This is a genomic window from Streptomyces sp. NPDC056527, from assembly GCF_042794475.1.
Lineage (GTDB): Bacteria > Actinomycetota > Actinomycetes > Streptomycetales > Streptomycetaceae > Streptomyces.
Map to the genome: position 1 here is coordinate 1 of NZ_JBHTTQ010000082.1, position 17,818 is coordinate 17,818.

The following is a 17,818-nucleotide window of genomic DNA, read 5'->3' on the forward strand; positions in this document are numbered from 1 at the left end:
GTCACGGGCTTCTTCGTGGAGCGGTGGGGCGGGACTACATGCCGACTTCCTTCATCAGCATGCCGACCTCGGTGTTGGTCAGCCGGCGCAGCCAGCCGGACTTCTGGTCGCCGAGCCCGATCGGGCCGAAGGCGGTGCGCACGAGCTTCTCGACCGGGAAGCCCGCCTCGGCGAGCATCCGGCGCACGATGTGCTTGCGGCCCTCGTGCAGCGTGACCTCGACCAGGTAGTTCTTGCCGATCTGCTCGACCACGCGGAAGTGGTCGGCGCGGGCGTAGCCGTCCTCCAGCTGGATGCCCTCCTTGAGCAGCTTGCCGACCTCGCGGGGAAGCGGACCGGTGATGGCGGCCAGGTAGGTCTTCTTCACGCCGTACTTCGGGTGCGTGAGGCGGTGGGCCAGCTCACCGTGGTTGGTGAGGAGGATGATGCCCTCGGTCTCGGTGTCGAGGCGGCCGACGTGGAAGAGCCGGGTCTCGCGGTTGGTGACGTAGTCACCGAGGCACTGGCGGCCGTCGGGGTCCTCCATCGTGGAGACGACACCGGCCGGCTTGTTCAGGGCGAAGAAGAGGTACGACTGGGTCGCGACGGTCAGACCGTCGACCTTGATCTCGTCCTTCTCCGGGTCCACGCGCATGCCCTGCTCGAGGACGATCTCGCCGTTGACCTCGACCCTGGCCTGCTCGATCAGCTCTTCGCATGCACGGCGCGAGCCCATGCCGGCGCGGGCGAGCACCTTCTGCAGCCGCTCGCCCTCCTGCTCGGCGCCGGGGAAGGTCTTCGGGGTCTTGACCTGCGGCTTGTTCGCGTACCGCTCCCGGTTGCGCTCCTCGGCGCGGGCGTCGTACTCGCGCGAGCGCGCCGGGGCCGTACGGCCGCCACCGCGCTGCGGCGACTGCTTCGGTCCGCCCTTGGCGCCTCCGCGGGCGGCGGCGCCGCGGCCCTTCTTGGGGCCGTCGGAGGGGCCGCCGGAGCCGCCCACGTCGTACTTGCGCTCCTCGGGGCGCGGGTTACGGGGCCGGCCGCCACCGCTGCCACCGCCCTGCCGGTCGTCACGGCTGTTGCCGGCGCCCCGGTAATTGCCGCGGCCACCGCTGTTGCCACCACGGCTCCCGCCGTTGTTTCCGCTGTTCCTGCCGCTGCTGCTTCGCATCAAATGTCCGTCGTCTTGTCGTCTGCGTCTTCGCGATCCGGGAGATCCGGATCGAACGACGGGACCCCTTCCAGCGTCTCCGCCTCGATCGCGTCCGCCTCGGGGAGGAAGGGCGCGAGCTCCGGGAGCTCGTCCAGGCCGCGCAGGCCCATTCGCTCCAGGAAGTAGTTCGTCGTCCTGTACAGGATCGCACCTGTTTCGGGTTCCGCGCCCGCCTCCTCCACGAGACCGCGCTGGAGGAGGGTCCGCATGACGCCGTCGCAGTTCACTCCGCGGACCGCGGAGACCCGTGATCGGCTGACCGGCTGGCGGTACGCGACGACGGCGAGGGTCTCCAGGGCCGCCTGGGTGAGGCGGGCCTGCTGCCCGTCGAGGACGAACGCCTCGACGGCCGGGGCGAACTCCGCGCGGGTGTAGAAGCGCCAGCCGCCGGCGACGAGACGCAGCTCGAAGCCGCGGCCCTGGGCGGTGTACTCGTCGGCGAGCTCGCGCAGGGCGTCGCCGACCTCGCGCGGGGTCCGCTCCAGCACCTTGGCGAGGTGGGTCTCGGTGGCCGGCTCGTCGACGACCATGAGGACGGCTTCGAGGGCGGGTTTGAGGTCGCTCATGCCTTCTCCTCCACGGGTTGATCGAACTCGTCGGTGACGTGGGTCTCCCGCTCCCCGCCGACCCAGGTGACGCTGAGCTCGCCGAGGGCGTCCTCCTGGTCGAGGGCGACGGCCTTCTCCCGGTAGAGCTCCAGGAGGGCGAGGAAGCGGGCGACGACGGTGAGGGTGTCGTCGACGCCGTCGGTGAGCTCCCGGAAGCTGACGCACCCGCGCTCGCGCAGGAGGGCCACGACGATGCCGGCCTGCTCCCGGACGCTGACGAGCGGGGCGTGGATGTGGTCGACGTACACCTGCGGCTTGGCCCTGGGTTGCATGGCCTTCACCGCGAGCTTGGCGAAGCCCTCGGCGCCGATGGAGATGACGACCTCGGGGAGCAGCTCGGCGTGGTGGGCCTCCAGGCCGACGGTCCGGGGGTAGCGCCGGCCCTCGCTCTCCCAGCGGTCCTCGAAGATCGTGGCGATCTGCTTGTACGCGCGGTACTGCAGGAGCCGGGCGAAGAGCAGGTCCCGGGCCTCCAGGAGCGCGAGATCGGCCTCGTCCTCGACCTCGGCGGCGGGCAGCAGCCGGGCGGCCTTGAGATCGAGCAGCGTGGCGGCGACGACGAGGAACTCGGTCGTCTGATCGAGATCCCAGTCGGGCCCCATGGCACGGATGTGCGCCATGAACTCGTCGGTGACCTTGGAGAGGGCGACCTCGGTGACGTCGAGCTTGTGCTTGGAGATGAGCTGGAGGAGCAGGTCGAAGGGCCCCTCGAAGTTCGCCAGCCGCACGGTGAACCGCCCGTCCTCACCCCCCTCCCGCGGGGACGCGGCCACGGGATCCGGGACCGCCACGGGGGCGCCGGGGGGCGGCTCGACGGGATCGGACGAGGGCTGCTCGGCGGTGTCCGCCCCGGAGTGAGCCTCAGCAGGGCCCGAAGCGGGCTCAGCACCCCCGTTCGCAGACCGCCGGACCGTGGACGCCCCGGGTTCGGCCTCAGAGGGCGTGGAGCCCACCGCAGGGCCCGAAGCGGGCTCGGCGTCCCCGGACGCAGACCGCCGGAGCCTGGGCGCCCCGGGTTCGGTCTCGGAGGCCGTGGACGCCGCCGCGGGCGCCGGCGGGGGTTCGGTCTCAGGGGCCACCGGCGGGGCCTGGGGTTCCGTGGGGGTCGGGCGGGGCGCGCCCGGGCCGCGTCCCAGGGCGCGGCGGCGGGCTGGGCGGGACGTTTCGTCGGGGGGCGGGGGCATCGGGGTCCAGGGAGGAGCGGGGGCGCGGCAGCCCGCAGGCTACCGTCAGCGGCCGCGCAGGCGTCGCACGAGGATGCTCGCGTCGCCGCGGGACTCCAGGTCCGCCAGGACCACCGCGACCGCCTCGCGGACGATCCGGCCCCGGTCCACGGCGAGCCCGTGCTCGCCACGGAGCACCAGGCGGGCGTGCTCCAGGTCCATCAGCTCCTCGGCGGAGACGTAGACCGTGATCTTCTCGTCGTGCCGCTCACGCCCGCTCGGCCGCCGGTTCGGCGACCTGCCGCGGCGGCGCGGCTGCGCGGGCTCCGCCGTGCGGGCCCGGGGCTCCCCCTGCTCCGCGGGCTCCGCCGCCGAGTGCTCGGCGGGAGCGGAGCCCGAGGCGGAGCCGGCCGGAGAAGCGGACGCCGGCGCCGAGCCGGATCCCTCCGCCGCCTCCGTGTCGCTCTCGCCCGCCGGAGCCGGTACCCGGCCACGGGGCGAGGAGGACTGCAGCGCCATCCCCCCGGTCGTACGGAACAGTTCGTCGGCGCCGGGCAGACTCACTCGGCGTGACACCGGGCGAGCACCTCCCTGGCGAGCTGACGATAGGCGGCGGCACCCACCGAGTTCGACGCGTACGTCGTGATCGGCTCACCGGCGACCGTGGTCTCCGGGAAGCGAACGGTACGGCCGATGACGGTGTGGTAGACGTGGTCGTCGAAGGCCTCGACCACGCGCGCCAGCACCTCGCGGCTGTGCACCGTACGGGAGTCGTACATCGTGGCGAGGATGCCGTCGAGCTCCAGCTCGGGGTTGAGCCGCTCCTGGACCTTCTCGATCGTCTCGGTCAGCAGGGCCACACCGCGGAGCGCGAAGAACTCGCATTCCAGCGGCACGATGACCTTGTGAGCCGCCGTCAGCGCGTTCACGGTCAGCAGACCGAGCGAGGGCTGACAGTCGATCACGATGTAGTCGTAGTCGTTCATCAGCGGCTTCAGGGCGCGCTGCAGCGTCGACTCGCGCGCCACCTCGCTGACCAACTGCACCTCGGCGGCCGAGAGGTCGATGTTGCTCGGCAGCAGGTCCATGTTGGGCACCGCGGTCTTGAGCAGCACCTCGTCCGCCGACATGCCCCGCTCCATGAGCAGGTTGTAGACGGTGAGGTCGAGCTCCATCGGGTTCACACCGAGTCCGACCGACAGGGCTCCCTGCGGGTCGAAGTCGACGAGCAGCACCCGCCGTCCGTACTCCGCGAGCGCGGCACCCAGGTTGATGGTCGACGTGGTCTTGCCGACGCCGCCCTTCTGGTTGCACATCGCGATGATCTTCGCGGGTCCGTGATCGGTCAGCGGACCCGGGATCGGGAAGTACGGCAGGGGCCGTCCGGTCGGGCCGATCCGCTCGCGGCGCTGACGGGCAGCGTCGGGTGCGAGGGTGGCCGCGTACTCCGGGTCGGGCTCGTACTCGGCGTCAGGGTCGTAGAAGTGCCCCTCGGGCACCTCGTCGTAGGCGGCGAAGTGGGTGGACTCTCGGCCACTCTCGTTGCCGGCCGTGGCGTTCACGTGTAGGCCGTCCATCATCTTCATCGTGTGGGCTGTCGTCATGGGCTGATGCGTCGCGTTGGTCGCGAAGGTGCGGACAGCGACGGAGCCGACAGGGATTCCTGGCTGTCCGCCCCCGGGAGTAAATGTCGACTCATTCACAAGTCGTCTTACCTCCTTGGATGTGACCAGGAACATTTATCGATAGGTCAGCGTGGCACCATGCCGACGGTTGGCGACTCTATGGCGTGTCACCGCTCCGCAGCAACACAATCCGCCGGACCCGGCCCGATGTGTCGGCAACCGAACACCCCTCTGTCAAGGGTGCGCAGCCATCCATCCGCACGTTTCAGGGGTGCGCGAAACGGTTAAAGGGTTACGTTCGAGGCGAGTTGAACAAGGCCCCCGAAGTGGCCGGAAGCACATCCGGCCGGACCTTGGTGCACAAGGTCCGGCCGGATGTGTGAGGTTGACGGCGCGGGTTGACGCGACGTCTAAGGAGTTCAGCCCAGGAGGCTGGCCAGCTCGACGTGGTCGAGGCCGTGAGCCTCGGCGACCTCCCGGTAAACGACCTTGCCGTCATGGGTGTTGAGGCCCAGGGCGAGCGCGGCGTCGCGGCGCAGCGCCTCGACCCAGCCGTTGTTCGCCAGCGACACGATGTAGGGCAGCGTGGCGTTGGTCAGGGCGTACGTGGAGGTGTTCGGCACCGCGCCCGGCATGTTGGCGACGCAGTAGAAGACCGAGTTGTGGACCTGGAAGGTCGGCTCGGCGTGAGTGGTCGGGTGCGAGTCCTCGAAGCAGCCGCCCTGGTCGATCGCAATGTCGACAAGGACACTTCCGGGCTTCATCTTGGCGACGAGCTCGTTGGTGACCAGCTTCGGGGCCTTGGCGCCCGGGATGAGGACGGCACCGATGACGAGGTCCGCCTCGACGACGGCCTTCTCCAGCTCGAAGGCGTTGGAGACGATCGTCTTCACCTTGGTGCCGAAGATCTTGTCGGCCTCGCGGAGCTTGTTGATGTCACGGTCGAGCAGGGTCACGTGGAAGCCCATGCCGACGGCGATCTGCGTGGCGTTCCACCCGGAGACGCCGCCGCCGATGACGACGCACTCGCCGGCGTGGGTGCCGGGGACGCCGCCGGGGAGCACGCCGCGGCCGCCGACCGAGCGCATCAGGTGGTAGGCGCCGACCTGCGGGGCCAGGCGACCCGCGACCTCGGACATCGGGGCGAGCAGCGGGAGCGCGCGGTTGGCGGTCTCGACGGTCTCGTACGCGATGGCGGTGGTGCCGGACTCCAGGAGGGCGTCCGTGCACTCCTTCGAGGCGGCGAGGTGCAGGTAGGTGAAGAGGGTCTGGTCCTTGCGGAGGCGGTGGTACTCCTCCGCGATGGGCTCCTTGACCTTCAGCAGCAGGTCGGCCGTGGCCCAGACCTCGTCCGCGGTCGGCAGGATCTGCGCGCCGGCGGAGACGTACTCCTCGTCCGTGATCGAGGAGCCCGCACCGGCGTTCTGCTCGACGAAGACCTGGTGGCCGTTACGGACGAGCTCGTGGACACCGGCGGGGGTGATGGCCACGCGGAACTCGTTGTTCTTGACCTCGCGGGGGATGCCGACCTTCATCGTCGATCACGGTCCTTGAATCAGGGGGAAACGGGGGTGCACTGCGATACATACCCGGATGCACTACCGCGCACCGGGACAGACCGCGGTCGATCGCGGCGCACCCAGTCTAATGAAGGAGTTCCCCGTGTCTAGCCTTGCAAAGCATTAATCTTCGTTCGAAGCACTGCGGATTTCGCAGGCGGAGGGTCCTGTTCCATCGTCCGTTTCCTCATCCGTCCCCAGCAGACGCCCGGCCGCGGACCGGTGCAGCCGGGCGGCGGCGGGGTCGCCGAGCCGGTCGAGCGTGTCCGCCAGCCTGAGCTGGAGGGCGGCCTGGAGCCGTACGTCCTGGGCTCGCCGGGCCCAGTCGACCGCTTCCTCGCAGGTCCGCAGGGAGTCCTCGGGCCGGCCGGCGTACTCCTGGACACGGGCGGCCTCGCTCAACGCCCGCGCGTAGCCGGGCAGATCGGCGAGCCGCCGGTACCCCGCGGCGGCCGCGCGCCAGTTCCGCAGGGCCTCTCCGTAGCGGCCGGCGTAGGTCTGCACCGCGCCGAGCCGCCCGTACAGCCGAGCCTGATCGGCCCGCTCGTCACGGGCGAGACGCTGGGCGAGGGCACGGCCGTACCAGTCGCCGGCCCGCTGCCAGTCCCCCAGTTCCTGGTAGGAACCGCCTACGGATTCCATCGCCCGGCCGATCGCGTACGGATCGTTCGCGGCCCTTCCGGCGTCGAGAGCGGCCCGGTAGCGCTCCAGGGCGTCCTGGGTACGGCCGGTCCTGGCGTCCAGATCGGCGAGGTTCAGCAGCGCGGCGGCCCGCTCCCGGTGCAGTCCGCGCCGCTCGGCCACGTCCAGGACCAGCCGGTGCAGGCCGTACAGCACGGGGGCCGCGGCCTCGGCGCCCCGGTGCGCCGTCTCCGCCCTGACCAGCGCGGCGACGAGCCGGCGGGCCAGGGTGTCGAGCTCGCCGTCGGCGACGGCGAGGCGGGCGGAGGCCAGCAGCACGGGCCTTCGGCCGGTCAGCCACGCGCAGGCGGCCGGCGCGGTCGGGAACCGCAGGGCACGCGGCAGCCCGGCGAGCTTCTTGCGGGCGGAGGAGCCCTCGGGCTCGGTGACGGCCCGGCAGGACTGGAGGAGCCGTACGGTCCGCTCCAGCATCCGGGCCCTGGCGAGCTGCACCTCGGCGGGCCGGTCGCCCTCCTCCATCCGAGCGCGCAGGAGGGGGACGAGATGGCCCGGAACCTCGTACTGCCCGTCTCCGCAGTCGGTGACGAGGCCCAGCCCGACGAAGCCCGTCAGCGTGCTCGCGGCCGCCGAGACCGAGCAACCGGCCAGGGCGGAGGCCGTGTGGGCGTCGGCGCGGCCGAGGGGTGCGAGGGAGAGGTATCGCAGTATCCGGGCGGCCGGCTGGGCCAGCGAGTCGTGGACCAGCTGGAACGCGCGGGCGAGCGGGTCGCCGGAGAGGGCGCGGAGCCGTTTGGCCAGGTCGGCGACGGACGCCTTGGGGCGGGCGGCGAGCCAGCCGCCGGCGAGGACGACGGCGGCCGGCTGGCCGCCGCACTCCTCGGCGAGGCTCTCCGCGGCCTGCGGGTCGACCGTCACCCGGACGGATCCGGTGTAGGTGGTGAGCATCTCGATCGCGGACTTGGGGTCGAGGCCGCCGAGGGTGCACGGGCGGACGTCGGGGATCCCGGTCAGCGGTCCCCGCGCCACGGCGACGACGAGGGCGTCGGGGTTGTCGGGGATCAGCGGATCGACCTGCTCCGCGTCGACGGCGTCGTCGAGGACGAGGACGGTGCGGCGTTCGGCGAGGGCGTCGCGGACCAGCTCGGTCAGCTCGTCCTCCGCGGCGCCGGGCGGTTCGTCGATGCCCAGGTCCTGGAGCAGGCCCTGCGCGACGCGCTCGGTGGGGACCGGGTCGCCGCCGGGCTCGGTCAGCCGGGCGCGGAACACCCCGTCGGGGTAGGCGGCCGCGAGTCCGGTGACGAGTTCCTCGGCGAGCGCGGTCCGTCCGGAGCCCGGACGGCCCGCGATCAGCAGGACGCGTGCGCGGGGGGCCTTGTGGCCGGCGAGGGTGTCGAGTCCGGTCCGTTCGATGTCGGCTCGCAGGGCTTTCAACTCCCGCTGGCGCCCGAAGAAGTTCCGCACCCCGCCCGCTGCCACCGCCTGATCCGTCACGGGCCACGCTCCCGTCCACCTGCGCACGACCGATCCCGCGGGGGTCTCCGCACGGGCGATCCCGAGCGTAGTTCAGGGCACGTGCCTCACCCGGCGGAGCAGCGCGGACAGATCCCCCGATCGGATCAGCAGATGTTCAGACCGGCGAGTCGTGGGGCAGGAGCTCGTGTCGGGCCACCGTCCGGCACGAGCCGCCGTCCCGCCACCCGCCCGGGGATCACGCCTCGAACGGCCGCGCCGGCCAGGGCGAGTCCGCGGGGCGCAGCGCGTCGACGCCGTCGGCCGCACTGGCCGCCGTCAGCGAAAGGACGCCCACGACCAGGCAGTTGTTGTGCAGCTCGCCCGCCAGTACGCCTCGCACGAGCTCCGCCAGCGGGACCCGGGCCACTTCCATGTCCGCCTCCTCGTCCGAGACTTCGAAGCGTTCGCCCTCCGCCTCGGACAGGTGCCGCGCCAGGAAGATCCGTACCGCCTCGTCGCAGCCGCCGGGCGTGGTGTAGACGTCGGCCAGGACCCGCCAGTCCTCGGCCTTGACGTGTGCCTCCTCGTACAACTCCCGCTGCGCGGCGTGCAGCGGGTTCTCCCCCGGCACGTCGAGGAGACCGGCCGGGATCTCCCAGAGCTTCTGGCGCACGGGGTGCCGGTACTGCTTCAGGAGCAGCACCCGGTCCTGGTCGTCGAGGGCGAGGACCGCCACCGAACCGGGGTGGACCTGATAGTCGCGGCGGGCGACCGTGCCGTCGGGCATGACCACGTCGTCCGTACGGACACTCGTCTTCGCTCCCTGGAACGGGGTCGTCGTCGCGACGACCTGCCACTCCTCCGGGGTGTCCTGCAACTCCATCTGCGTCCTCCCACACACGAGCCACATACGAAAGCCGGGGTACGGGTCCCGGCAGGACCCGTACCCCGGCAACGTTAACGCCTTGTACTACTTGCCCGTCTTGCGCTCGACGGCGGCCTTCACCAGGCCGGCGAAGAGCGGGTGCGGACGCGTCGGACGCGAGCGCAGCTCCGGGTGGGCCTGGGTCGCGACCAGGTACGGGTGCACCTCGCGCGGGTACTCGACGTACTCGACGAGCTTGTTGTCGGGGGACGTGCCCGAGAAGACGAGGCCCGCCTTCTTCTCCAGCTCCGCGCGGTAGGCGTTGTTCACCTCGTAGCGGTGGCGGTGGCGCTCCTCGACGTACGGCTGGTCGGCGTAGACCTCGCGGACGATCGAGCCCTCGGCGAGCTTCGCCGGGTAGAGGCCCAGGCGCATCGTTCCGCCCAGGTCGCCGGCGCCCTCGACGTACGCGAGCTGCTCCTCCATCGTCGAGACGACGGGGTGCGCGGTGGCGGCGTCGAACTCGGTGGAGTTGGCCTCGGGGATGTCGGCCAGGTTCCGGGCCGCCTCGATCACGATGCACTGCAGGCCGAGGCAGATGCCGAGCAGCGGCACCTTGTTCTCGCGGGCGTACTGGATCGCGCCGATCTTGCCGTTGACACCGCGGTCGCCGAAGCCGCCGGGGATCAGGATCGCGTCGACGTCACCGAGCTGCTTCGCCGCGCCGGCCGGGGTCTTGCAGTCGTCGGAGGTGACCCACTTGACCTTGACCCGCGCCTTGTTGGCGAAGCCGCCGGCGCGCATGGCCTCGGTGATCGAGAGGTACGCGTCGGGCAGGTCGATGTACTTGCCGACGAGCGCGACGGTGACCTCGTGCTCCGGGTTGTGGACGCGGTCCAGCAGGTCGTCCCAGGTGGACCAGTCCACGTCGCGGAACGGCAGGTCGAGCTTGCGCACGACGTAGGCGTCCAGACCCTCGGTGTGCAGCACCTTGGGGATGTCGTAGATCGACTTGGCGTCGATGGCGGCGACGACGGCGGCCTCGTCCACGTCGCACATCAGCGAGATCTTGCGCTTGATGGCGGTGGGGACCTCGCGGTCGGCGCGCAGCACGATGGCGTCCGGCTGGATACCGATGTTGCGCAGCGCGGCGACGGAGTGCTGGGTCGGCTTGGTCTTCAGCTCGCCGGAGGGGCCGATGTAGGGCAGCAGCGAGATGTGCACGACGAAGACGTTGTCGCGGCCGACCTCGTGACGGACCTGGCGGACGGTCTCCAGGAACGGCAGCGACTCGATGTCGCCGACCGTGCCGCCGACCTCGGTGATGACGACGTCGACGTCGTCGGTCGCCATGCGGCGGATCCGGGACTTGATCTCGTTGGTGATGTGCGGGATGACCTGGACGGTGTCGCCGAGGTACTCGCCGCGCCGCTCCTTGGCGATGACCTGCGAGTAGACCTGGCCGGTCGTGACGTTGGCCGAGCCGTCGAGGTCGACGTCGAGGAAGCGCTCGTAGTGGCCGATGTCCAGGTCGGTCTCGGCGCCGTCGTTGGTGACGAACACCTCGCCGTGCTGGAAGGGGTTCATCGTGCCGGGGTCGACGTTCAGGTACGGGTCGAGCTTCTGCATCGTGACCCGCAGGCCCCGCGCCTTGAGGAGCGCACCCAGGCTGGAGGCGGTCAGGCCCTTGCCGAGGGAGGAGGCGACACCCCCGGTGACGAAGATGTGCTTGGTCGTCGTGGTTTTGGGCGGCATCGCCAAGAGGGGGCTCCCGTGGTCGCGTTCTGGAGGTGCGTTCCGGCGTGCCCTCCGGAAGAATCGGGGGGTGCCGTCGCTGCGGTTGCGGGGGCTCGGCTGTCGCCGTTTCCCACCGGTCCACGGGGTACCAGGGTATCAGCGACAACGGGAGACCGCTTCCGGCCACACGGGGCAGTCGGGTGCACACGGACGGCGACAAGCCTCCGCACACGGCCGCACCCGGGTGGTCGCGGCGTCAAGCCGTGCTCACCCGATCGGCGCAATGGCGTTACAAGTAAGTGCTGCTCCGCGTCGTATCCTGCTCGGACACTCGCCGCCGATCGTCAACATCAGTTGACCGCTGATCTGTAGCAAGCGCCCTGCGGGGCGGACGTGGCCGTTCGACTGGAGAGAGCACGTGGCCGGGCGCATCGAGGATTACGCACTCATCGGGGACATGCAGACCGCCGCCCTCGTCTGCCGGGACGGCAGTGTCGACTGGCTGTGCCTCCCCCGCTTCGACTCACATGCCGTCTTCGCGGGGCTCCTCGGCACGGAGGAACACGGGTTCTGGCGGGTCGGTCCCGCCGTGCCGAACGGCGCGGCCCCCGCGCCCGCCGACCGCCGCCGCTACCGCGGCGACTCGCTCATCCTGGAATCCGAGTGGGACACCCCGCGCGGAACGGTCCGCGTGACCGACTTCATGCCCCCGCGCGACGGCGCGCCGCAGCTGATCCGGATCGTGGAGGGCGTCTCCGGCCGGGTCCAGATGCGCTCCGCGCTGCGGATGCGGTTCAGCTACGGCCGGGTGGTGCCGTGGGTGCACAAGGTCGGGGACCGCACGGTCGCCGTCGCGGGTCCCGACTCGGTGTGGCTGGACATGGACGCCGAGACGCACGGCAAGGACCTGACGACGTACTCGGACTTCACCGTCACCCCGGGCGACCGCGTCACCTTCACGATCAGCTGGCAGCCCTCGCACAAGGAGCCGCCCGCCCTGCCGGACCCGGAGGGCTCGCTTGAGGCGACCGTCGACTTCTGGCGGGAGTGGGTCGAGCACTGCACGTACCACGGCCCCTACCGGGAGGCCGTCGTCCGCTCGCTGATCACGCTGAAGGCGCTGACGTACGCGCCGACGGGCGGCATCGTCGCGGCGCCGACCACCTCGCTGCCGGAGGAGATCGGCGGCGTACGGAACTGGGACTACCGCTACACCTGGCTGCGCGACGCGGCGATCACCCTGTCGTCGATGCTGCGCACCGGCTACCGCGAGGAGGCCCGTGCCTGGCGGGACTGGCTGCTCCGCGCCGTCGCGGGCGACCCGGAGAACCTGCAGATCATGTACGGGATCGCCGGTGAGCGTGAGCTCGGCGAGGCCGAGCTGGACTGGCTGCCGGGGTACGAGAACTCGGGCCCGGTCCGCGTGGGCAACGGCGCGGCCAACCAGCTCCAGCTGGACGTCTACGGCGAGGTCACCGAGGCGCTGCACCTGGCGCACATGACGGGCCTGTCCCGCAACGACTACGCCTCGCTGCTCCAGCTGAAGCTCATCCGGTACCTGGAGACGCACTGGAACCAGCCCGACGAGGGCATCTGGGAGGTGCGCGGCCCGCGCCGGCACTTCGTGCACTCCAAGGTCATGGCCTGGGTGGCGGTCGACCGCACCATCAAGCTGATCGAGTCCGGGGACGCCGACGGCCCGCTGGAGCGCTGGCGCGAGCTGCGCGACGAGATCCACCGGGACGTCTGCGAGAAGGGCTACGACAAGGAGCGGAACACCTTCACGCAGTCGTACGGCTCCAAGGAGCTGGACGCCTCGCTGCTGCTGATTCCGCAGATGGGGTTCCTGCCGCCCGACGACAAGCGGGTCATCGGCACGATCGAGGCGATCCAGCGGGAGCTGTCCACGGAGGACGGCTTCGTGCTGCGCTACCCGACCGCGGGCGAGGAGGCCGGCGTGGACGGCCTGGAGGGCGACGAGGGCGCCTTCCTCGCCTGCTCGTTCTGGCTCGCCGACGACCTGGCGATGATCGGGCGGGTGGACGAGGCCCGCAAGCTCTTCGAGCGGCTGCTGGCGCTCCGCAACGACCTGGGTCTCCTCGCCGAGGAGTGGGACCCGCGGCTGCAGCGGCAGGTGGGCAACTTCCCGCAGGCGTTCAGCCACGTTCCCCTCATCGACACGGCGCTGCGGCTGACGGCGAGCGGCGCGTACGGCGGTTGAGGCGCGGGAACGTACGCCGCGGAATACGCTGAAAGGGTCCTGACCCCCCGAGGAAAGGGGGGCTTCCCCATGGCTCCCCAGCACACCGTCCCGGACAGCGCCCTGACCGGGCTCCGCGAGGATCTGGCCGGGGAGGTGTACGTCCCCGGTGATCCGGGCTACGACACGGCCCGGACCATCCACAACGGCATGATCGACCGGCGTCCGGCGGTCATCGCCCAGTGCCAGACGGCGGAGGACGTCTCCAACGCGGTCCTCTTCGGCCGGGAGACCGAGCTGCCGATCGCGGTGCGCGGCGGCGGGCACAGCGTCGCCGGAACCTCCGTCGTCGACGACGGTCTCGTGATCGACCTGCGCCGTATGCACGCGGTCGTCGCCGACCCCGAACACATGACGGTACGGGTCGAGGGCGGCGCGACCATGAGCCATATGGACCACGCCTCCCAGCCCTTCCATCTGGCCACGACCGGCGGGCGGGTGTCGACGACCGGCGTCGGCGGCTTCACGCTGGGCGGCGGATCGGGTTGGCTGGAGCGGAAGTTCGGGTTGGCCTGCGACAACCTGCTCGCCGCCGAGCTGATCACGGCCGAGGGCAAGCACGTGCACACGGACGCGGGCGAGAACCCGGAGCTGTTCTGGGCGCTGCACGGCGGCGGCGGGAACTTCGGCGTGGCGACCTCGCTCACCCTGCGGCTGTACGAGCTGCCGGAGATGAGCATCGCGATGCTGTTCTTCATGCCCGAGTCGGCGCCCGAGGTGATCCGTACCTTCCGTGATCTGGCGGCCTCCGCCCCGGACGAGGCGGGCGGCGGGGTCATCTACTTCCCCGCGCCGCCCGAGCCGTTCGTCCCCGAGCATCTCGTCGGCGAGCTGCTCTGCGCCACCCTGTTCACGTACGCCGGTCCGGTCGCCGAGGTCCGCGAGCTCTGCGCACCGCTGTTCGCGCTGAAGCCCGTGATCGAGGTCGTCACGGACATCGGGTACGCGGATCTCCAGTGCATGATCGACGACCCGCCGGGGCTGCGTAACTACTGGTCGGCGGAGTATCTGCGCGAGTTCCCGGACGCGGCCGTGGACCTCTTCTGCGAGCGGGCCCAGAAGATCCCCATGCCCACGGCCACCCAGCACGTGCTCTTCATGATGGGCGGCGCGCTCGCGGCCGGACCGGCCGACTATCCGATCCCCTGGCGCTCGGCGCCCTGGGCGGTCCATCCGTTCGCGACCTGGGAGGACCCGGCCGACGACGAGCGGACGAGACAGTGGGTACGGGACGTGCGGGCCGACGCGGAGCCGTGGTCGACCGGAGCCGTGTACCTCAACTTCATCGGCTCCGAGGGCGAGGAGCGGGTCGTCGCGGGCTTCGGCACCGAGAACTACCGCCGGCTCGCGGCGGTCAAGGCCACCTACGACCCGGACAACGTGTTCCGCTTCAACCACAACATCACGCCGGCCGGCTGACTCACCGCAGGGCGGCGATCACCTCCTTCGCGGCCCGCTCGCCTTCGGTGGCGCCGCCCTCCATGAAGCCCTGGAAGTCGTAGCTGCAGTGCTCGCCGCCGATGTGGACATTGCCCTGGGCGGTGCCCTCGTACCCGGCGTACCGGTGCAGATAGCCGACCGGCCAGCAGGAGTACGCGCCCAGCGTGTACGGGTCGCGGTGCCAGGCGGAGAGCTGGGCGCGGCCGGTGTACGCCTGTGAGGTGCCCGGGAAGAAGGCGTCGATGCCGCTCAGGTACCGGGTCACGAGACTCCGTACGTACGGGTCGGACTCGGTGGAGAACGGCCCCGCCGGTGTCAGGGACCGAGCGAGGCTGCCGCCGCCGTACTGGATGAGGATGCCTCCCGTGCCGCCCTGGATCTTGGTGGTGTCCCAGGTCTGCTGGACTTCGGTGTCGGTGAAGCAGTCACCGGCCGAGACGCCGGGCCAGGCGCCCGTGCCACGCCACGGGCGGGTGCCGAACTGCATGTTGAGCTTGGTGCAATGGCCCATACGGGCATCCCGCAGCAGGTTCTTCATCAGCGGGTCGAACCCGGCCCGGGTGAGGTCGAGCTGCTTGAGGATCGGCAGCGGCAGGCACAGGACGGTGTGGTCGGCGGTGACGGTGCGGGTGGCGCCGGCCTCGCTGAAGGTCAGCGTCTGCGTGCCGTCCGCGTTGGCGCGCACGGCGGTCAGGGACCAGCCCCGGCGCAGGGTGCCGGGGGCGAGGGCGCTCGCGATGGCGTTCGGGAGCCGGTCGTTGCCCCCGGTGATGTGGTAGCGCTCGTTGGACAGACCCCAGATGTTGAAGTTGCCGGGATTGGTCTGGTACCCCATCAGCAGGACGAGCGCGAGCGAGGACTGTTCGGTGGTGTCGGCGCCGTACTCGACGTTGTAGGCGACGTCGATGAAGCGGCCGAGCGGCGAGGAGTGCCCGCCGGGGACCCGGGACTCGATCCACTCGTATATCGACATGTCGTCGAGTGCGGTACCGGTCGGCGTCGTCCGGTTCCAGAAGACCTCTCCCGCCCCGGAGAGGTCGCGGCGCAGCGACTGGTAGACGGCGTTGAAGTCCTCGTCGGCCTGGTGGCGCGGGTAGTACGCGCCGTCGAACCATAGGACTTCCTCGGCTCCGTTGGGTCCGCCGCCGAGGAAGTCCTCCGTCGGCAGGTCGAAGCGGCGGCACAGCTCGAGGATCTTCTTGTGGCTGGTGTCGATCAGCTCGCCGCCGATCTCGGACGTCTGGCCGTACGCCCAGTGGCTCCGCTGGGTCCGGATACGGCCGCCGACGCGCGAGGGGTCGGCCTCATAGAGCGTCGGGCTCACGCCCGCGTCCTGGAGGGTGAGTGCGGCGGTGAGGCCGGAGATGCCGGCCCCGACGACCGCGACCCGGGCGGGGGTCACGGCCCGCGCCACCGCGGGCCGGGCGACGGCCGCGCCCGCGGAGACGGCGATCCCGGCCGCGGCGGCGTACTTCAGGAGGGAGCGCCGTCCGAGGGCGTCGGACCTCATCCCTCTCAACTCGTCGACGGGGATGTTCAGCCGTCGGGCGTCGGCGTGCTCGGCGGCGAGGCGGTTCAGGAGGTGCATCGGGTTGGTGCGTGCCATGAGGCGCTCCTGGAGAGGTGAGGGAACAGGTCAGCTCTGCGATACGGCGGCGGGGGCTGGGGCGGGCTGCTCGTCGTCACCGCGCTCGGTCGCGTCCTCCAGGACGATCCGGCCGATGATCTCGTACCGCTCGGGCTGCCGGGCCTTGAGGTAGAGGCCGAGTCCGAGACCGCCGAAGAAGACGGCACCGACGATCCACGGGATCGCCTTGAAGAGGAGGGAGTCGGCGGCGAGCCCCGCCGCGGTCTCCATGTTCATGATCAGCAGCACGACCACGGCGATCATCCCGATGCCGCCGAGCAGGGGCGCGGTGAGCGTCTTGAACCAGTGCCGGTCCTCGGGGTGGTTCTTGCGGAAGTACCCGATGACGGCGAAGGAGCAGAGCGTCTGGACGATGAGGATCGCCATCGTGCCGAGGATCGCGAGCAGTGTGTAGAGATGGATGTACGGGTCCTGGCCGGCGAGCCAGAAGCCGCCGACGAGCACGACCGCGATGGCGCTCTGGACGTAGGAGGCGATGTACGGAGAGCCGTGCTTGGCGTGCGTACGGCCGAGGGCCGGGTGGAGGAAGCCCTCGCGGCCGATGGCGTAGAGATAGCGGGAGGCGCACTGGTGGAAGGCCATCCCGCAGGCGAAGGAGCCGGTGAGCAGCAGCCACTGGAAGGCGTCGACGGCCCAGGCGCCGATGAAGGACTGGGTGGGGGCGAAGAAGAGGTCGAGCGGCGCGGCGGAGGAGGACAGCTTCACGGAGCCGGAGAGGCCGTTGCCCGCGATCGTCATCCAGGAGACGTAGATGTAGAAGAGGCCGACCCCGACGACGGAGATGAGCGTGGCGCGGGGGATGACGCGCTTGGGGTCGCGGGACTCCTCGCCGTACATCGCGGTCGATTCGAACCCGACCCAGGACCAGAAGGCGAAGAAGAGACCGAGCCCGGCGGACGCGCCGGTGAAGGCGTTCTTGGGATTGATCGGCTCGACGGGGATGCCGTCGGGGCCGCCTCCGGAGATCAGTACGGCGGTGGCGACCGCGAAGAGGACGGCGATCTCCGCGATCAGCATCACGCCGAGCGCCTTGGCGGTGAGGTTGATGTCGAAGTACGCGAGGACGGCGGTGACCGCGAGCATCGCGGCCGCGTACACGATCCACGGCAGGTCCACGCCGAGCTGATCGGCGACCGTCGTCTTGGTGAAGTAGGCGAACACGCCGACGATCGACGCCTCGAAGACGATGTAGGCGAGGACGGCGAGCATTCCGGAAGCCATGCCGGCGATCCGGCCGAGGCCGTGCGAGATATAGCCGTAGAAGGCGCCGGCGGCGGTGATCCGCTTGGCCATGGCGACATAGCCGACCGAGAAGACGGTCAGGACGAGCGTCGCGAAGAGGTAGCCGGCGGGGGCGCCGGTGCCGTTGCCGAAGCCGACGGCGATGGGGAGGTTGCCGGTCATCGCCGTGATCGGGGCGGCGGTGGCGACGGCCATGAAGACGACGCCGACGAGTCCGACCGAGTTCGCCTTGAGACGGTGCACCTCGGGGGCGGAGCCTGGAGTGGAGCCACGAGTGGAGTTCTCTGCCATGGCGGGAGAGCATCCTCTCGGGTGACGTACGCCACAATCGACATGCGGTCGCACAATTGGCCTATTGGGGCGACGAGTTGTCGACGGAATGGAC

The 17,818-nt window shown here is 70.7% G+C and carries 13 protein-coding genes; 2 read left to right on the forward strand and 11 right to left on the reverse strand.

Annotated features, from left to right (window positions below; all coding sequences use genetic code 11):
• Positions 1–34 precede the first annotated feature (34 nt).
• The 9 genes from ACFQ7Q_RS28810 to ACFQ7Q_RS28850 form a co-directional block, all read right to left on the reverse strand.
• On the reverse strand, positions 35–1,150 hold the full coding sequence (locus ACFQ7Q_RS28810; RefSeq protein ID WP_383560088.1) for a pseudouridine synthase: 1,116 nt from the start codon (positions 1,148–1,150) through the stop codon (positions 35–37).
• Positions 1,150–1,758, reverse strand: a complete 609-nt coding sequence (gene scpB, locus ACFQ7Q_RS28815; protein ID WP_383560090.1) for an SMC-Scp complex subunit ScpB — start codon at positions 1,756–1,758, stop codon at positions 1,150–1,152. Before scpB ends, ACFQ7Q_RS28810 begins: the two co-directional genes overlap by 1 nt.
• On the reverse strand, positions 1,755–2,984 hold the full coding sequence (locus ACFQ7Q_RS28820; protein WP_383560092.1) for a segregation/condensation protein A: 1,230 nt from the start codon (positions 2,982–2,984) through the stop codon (positions 1,755–1,757). The genes scpB and ACFQ7Q_RS28820 overlap by 4 nt, the downstream gene beginning before the upstream one ends.
• 45 nt (positions 2,985–3,029) lie before the next feature.
• Positions 3,030–3,539, reverse strand: coding sequence for a hypothetical protein (locus ACFQ7Q_RS28825; protein WP_383560094.1), 510 nt, complete (start codon positions 3,537–3,539; stop codon positions 3,030–3,032).
• Entirely contained in the window at positions 3,524–4,567 is a 1,044-nt protein-coding gene (locus ACFQ7Q_RS28830) for a ParA family protein (RefSeq protein ID WP_229818740.1), read from the reverse strand. Before ACFQ7Q_RS28830 ends, ACFQ7Q_RS28825 begins: the two co-directional genes overlap by 16 nt.
• 440 nt (positions 4,568–5,007) lie before the next feature.
• Positions 5,008–6,123: an alanine dehydrogenase gene (gene ald, locus ACFQ7Q_RS28835; RefSeq protein ID WP_383560095.1), complete on the reverse strand. Its 1,116-nt coding sequence runs from the start codon at positions 6,121–6,123 to the stop codon at positions 5,008–5,010.
• Between the two features lie 147 nt (positions 6,124–6,270).
• On the reverse strand, positions 6,271–8,280 hold the full coding sequence (locus ACFQ7Q_RS28840) for a tetratricopeptide repeat protein (protein WP_383560097.1): 2,010 nt from the start codon (positions 8,278–8,280) through the stop codon (positions 6,271–6,273).
• 217 nt (positions 8,281–8,497) lie between these two features.
• Positions 8,498–9,124: an NUDIX domain-containing protein gene (locus tag ACFQ7Q_RS28845; RefSeq protein ID WP_383560099.1), complete on the reverse strand. Its 627-nt coding sequence runs from the start codon at positions 9,122–9,124 to the stop codon at positions 8,498–8,500.
• An 87-nt stretch (positions 9,125–9,211) separates the two neighbouring features.
• A complete protein-coding gene (locus ACFQ7Q_RS28850) occupies positions 9,212–10,861 on the reverse strand; it encodes a CTP synthase (protein WP_329122247.1) in 1,650 nt (549 codons plus the stop codon).
• Positions 10,862–11,261: 400 nt separating this feature from the next.
• On the opposite strand from ACFQ7Q_RS28850, the gene ACFQ7Q_RS28855 reads away from it, so the two are divergent.
• Entirely contained in the window at positions 11,262–13,064 is a 1,803-nt protein-coding gene (locus tag ACFQ7Q_RS28855) for a glycoside hydrolase family 15 protein (protein ID WP_383560101.1), read from the forward strand.
• 69 nt (positions 13,065–13,133) lie between these two features.
• Positions 13,134–14,522: an FAD-binding protein gene (locus tag ACFQ7Q_RS28860; protein WP_383560103.1), complete on the forward strand. Its 1,389-nt coding sequence runs from the start codon at positions 13,134–13,136 to the stop codon at positions 14,520–14,522.
• Position 14,523: 1 nt separating this feature from the next.
• Here ACFQ7Q_RS28860 and ACFQ7Q_RS28865 read toward each other — a convergent pair whose 3' ends face one another.
• Both ACFQ7Q_RS28865 and ACFQ7Q_RS28870 read right to left on the reverse strand, forming a co-directional pair.
• On the reverse strand, positions 14,524–16,149 hold the full coding sequence (locus ACFQ7Q_RS28865) for a flavin monoamine oxidase family protein (protein WP_383560104.1): 1,626 nt from the start codon (positions 16,147–16,149) through the stop codon (positions 14,524–14,526).
• A gap of 30 nt (positions 16,150–16,179) precedes the next feature.
• Positions 16,180–17,724, reverse strand: coding sequence for an APC family permease (locus ACFQ7Q_RS28870; RefSeq protein ID WP_383560106.1), 1,545 nt, complete (start codon positions 17,722–17,724; stop codon positions 16,180–16,182).
• Positions 17,725–17,818: the final 94 nt, after the last annotated feature.

What these genes read in the sequence shown, in the direction of transcription:
- ACFQ7Q_RS28860 (WP_383560103.1), top strand. Translation starts at nt 13,134, where the DNA reads ATGGCTCCCCAGCACACCGTCCCGGACAGCGCCCTGACCGGGCTCCGC.
- ACFQ7Q_RS28845 (WP_383560099.1), bottom strand. Translation starts at nt 9,124, where the DNA reads ATGGAGTTGCAGGACACCCCGGAGGAGTGGCAGGTCGTCGCGACGACG.
- ACFQ7Q_RS28850 (WP_329122247.1), bottom strand. Translation starts at nt 10,861, where the DNA reads ATGCCGCCCAAAACCACGACGACCAAGCACATCTTCGTCACCGGGGGT.
- scpB (WP_383560090.1), bottom strand. Translation starts at nt 1,758, where the DNA reads ATGAGCGACCTCAAACCCGCCCTCGAAGCCGTCCTCATGGTCGTCGAC.
- ACFQ7Q_RS28830 (WP_229818740.1), bottom strand. Translation starts at nt 4,567, where the DNA reads ATGACGACAGCCCACACGATGAAGATGATGGACGGCCTACACGTGAAC.
- ACFQ7Q_RS28865 (WP_383560104.1), bottom strand. Translation starts at nt 16,149, where the DNA reads ATGGCACGCACCAACCCGATGCACCTCCTGAACCGCCTCGCCGCCGAG.
- ald (WP_383560095.1), bottom strand. Translation starts at nt 6,123, where the DNA reads ATGAAGGTCGGCATCCCCCGCGAGGTCAAGAACAACGAGTTCCGCGTG.
- ACFQ7Q_RS28870 (WP_383560106.1), bottom strand. Translation starts at nt 17,724, where the DNA reads ATGGCAGAGAACTCCACTCGTGGCTCCACTCCAGGCTCCGCCCCCGAG.
- ACFQ7Q_RS28810 (WP_383560088.1), bottom strand. Translation starts at nt 1,150, where the DNA reads ATGCGAAGCAGCAGCGGCAGGAACAGCGGAAACAACGGCGGGAGCCGT.
- ACFQ7Q_RS28820 (WP_383560092.1), bottom strand. Translation starts at nt 2,984, where the DNA reads ATGCCCCCGCCCCCCGACGAAACGTCCCGCCCAGCCCGCCGCCGCGCC.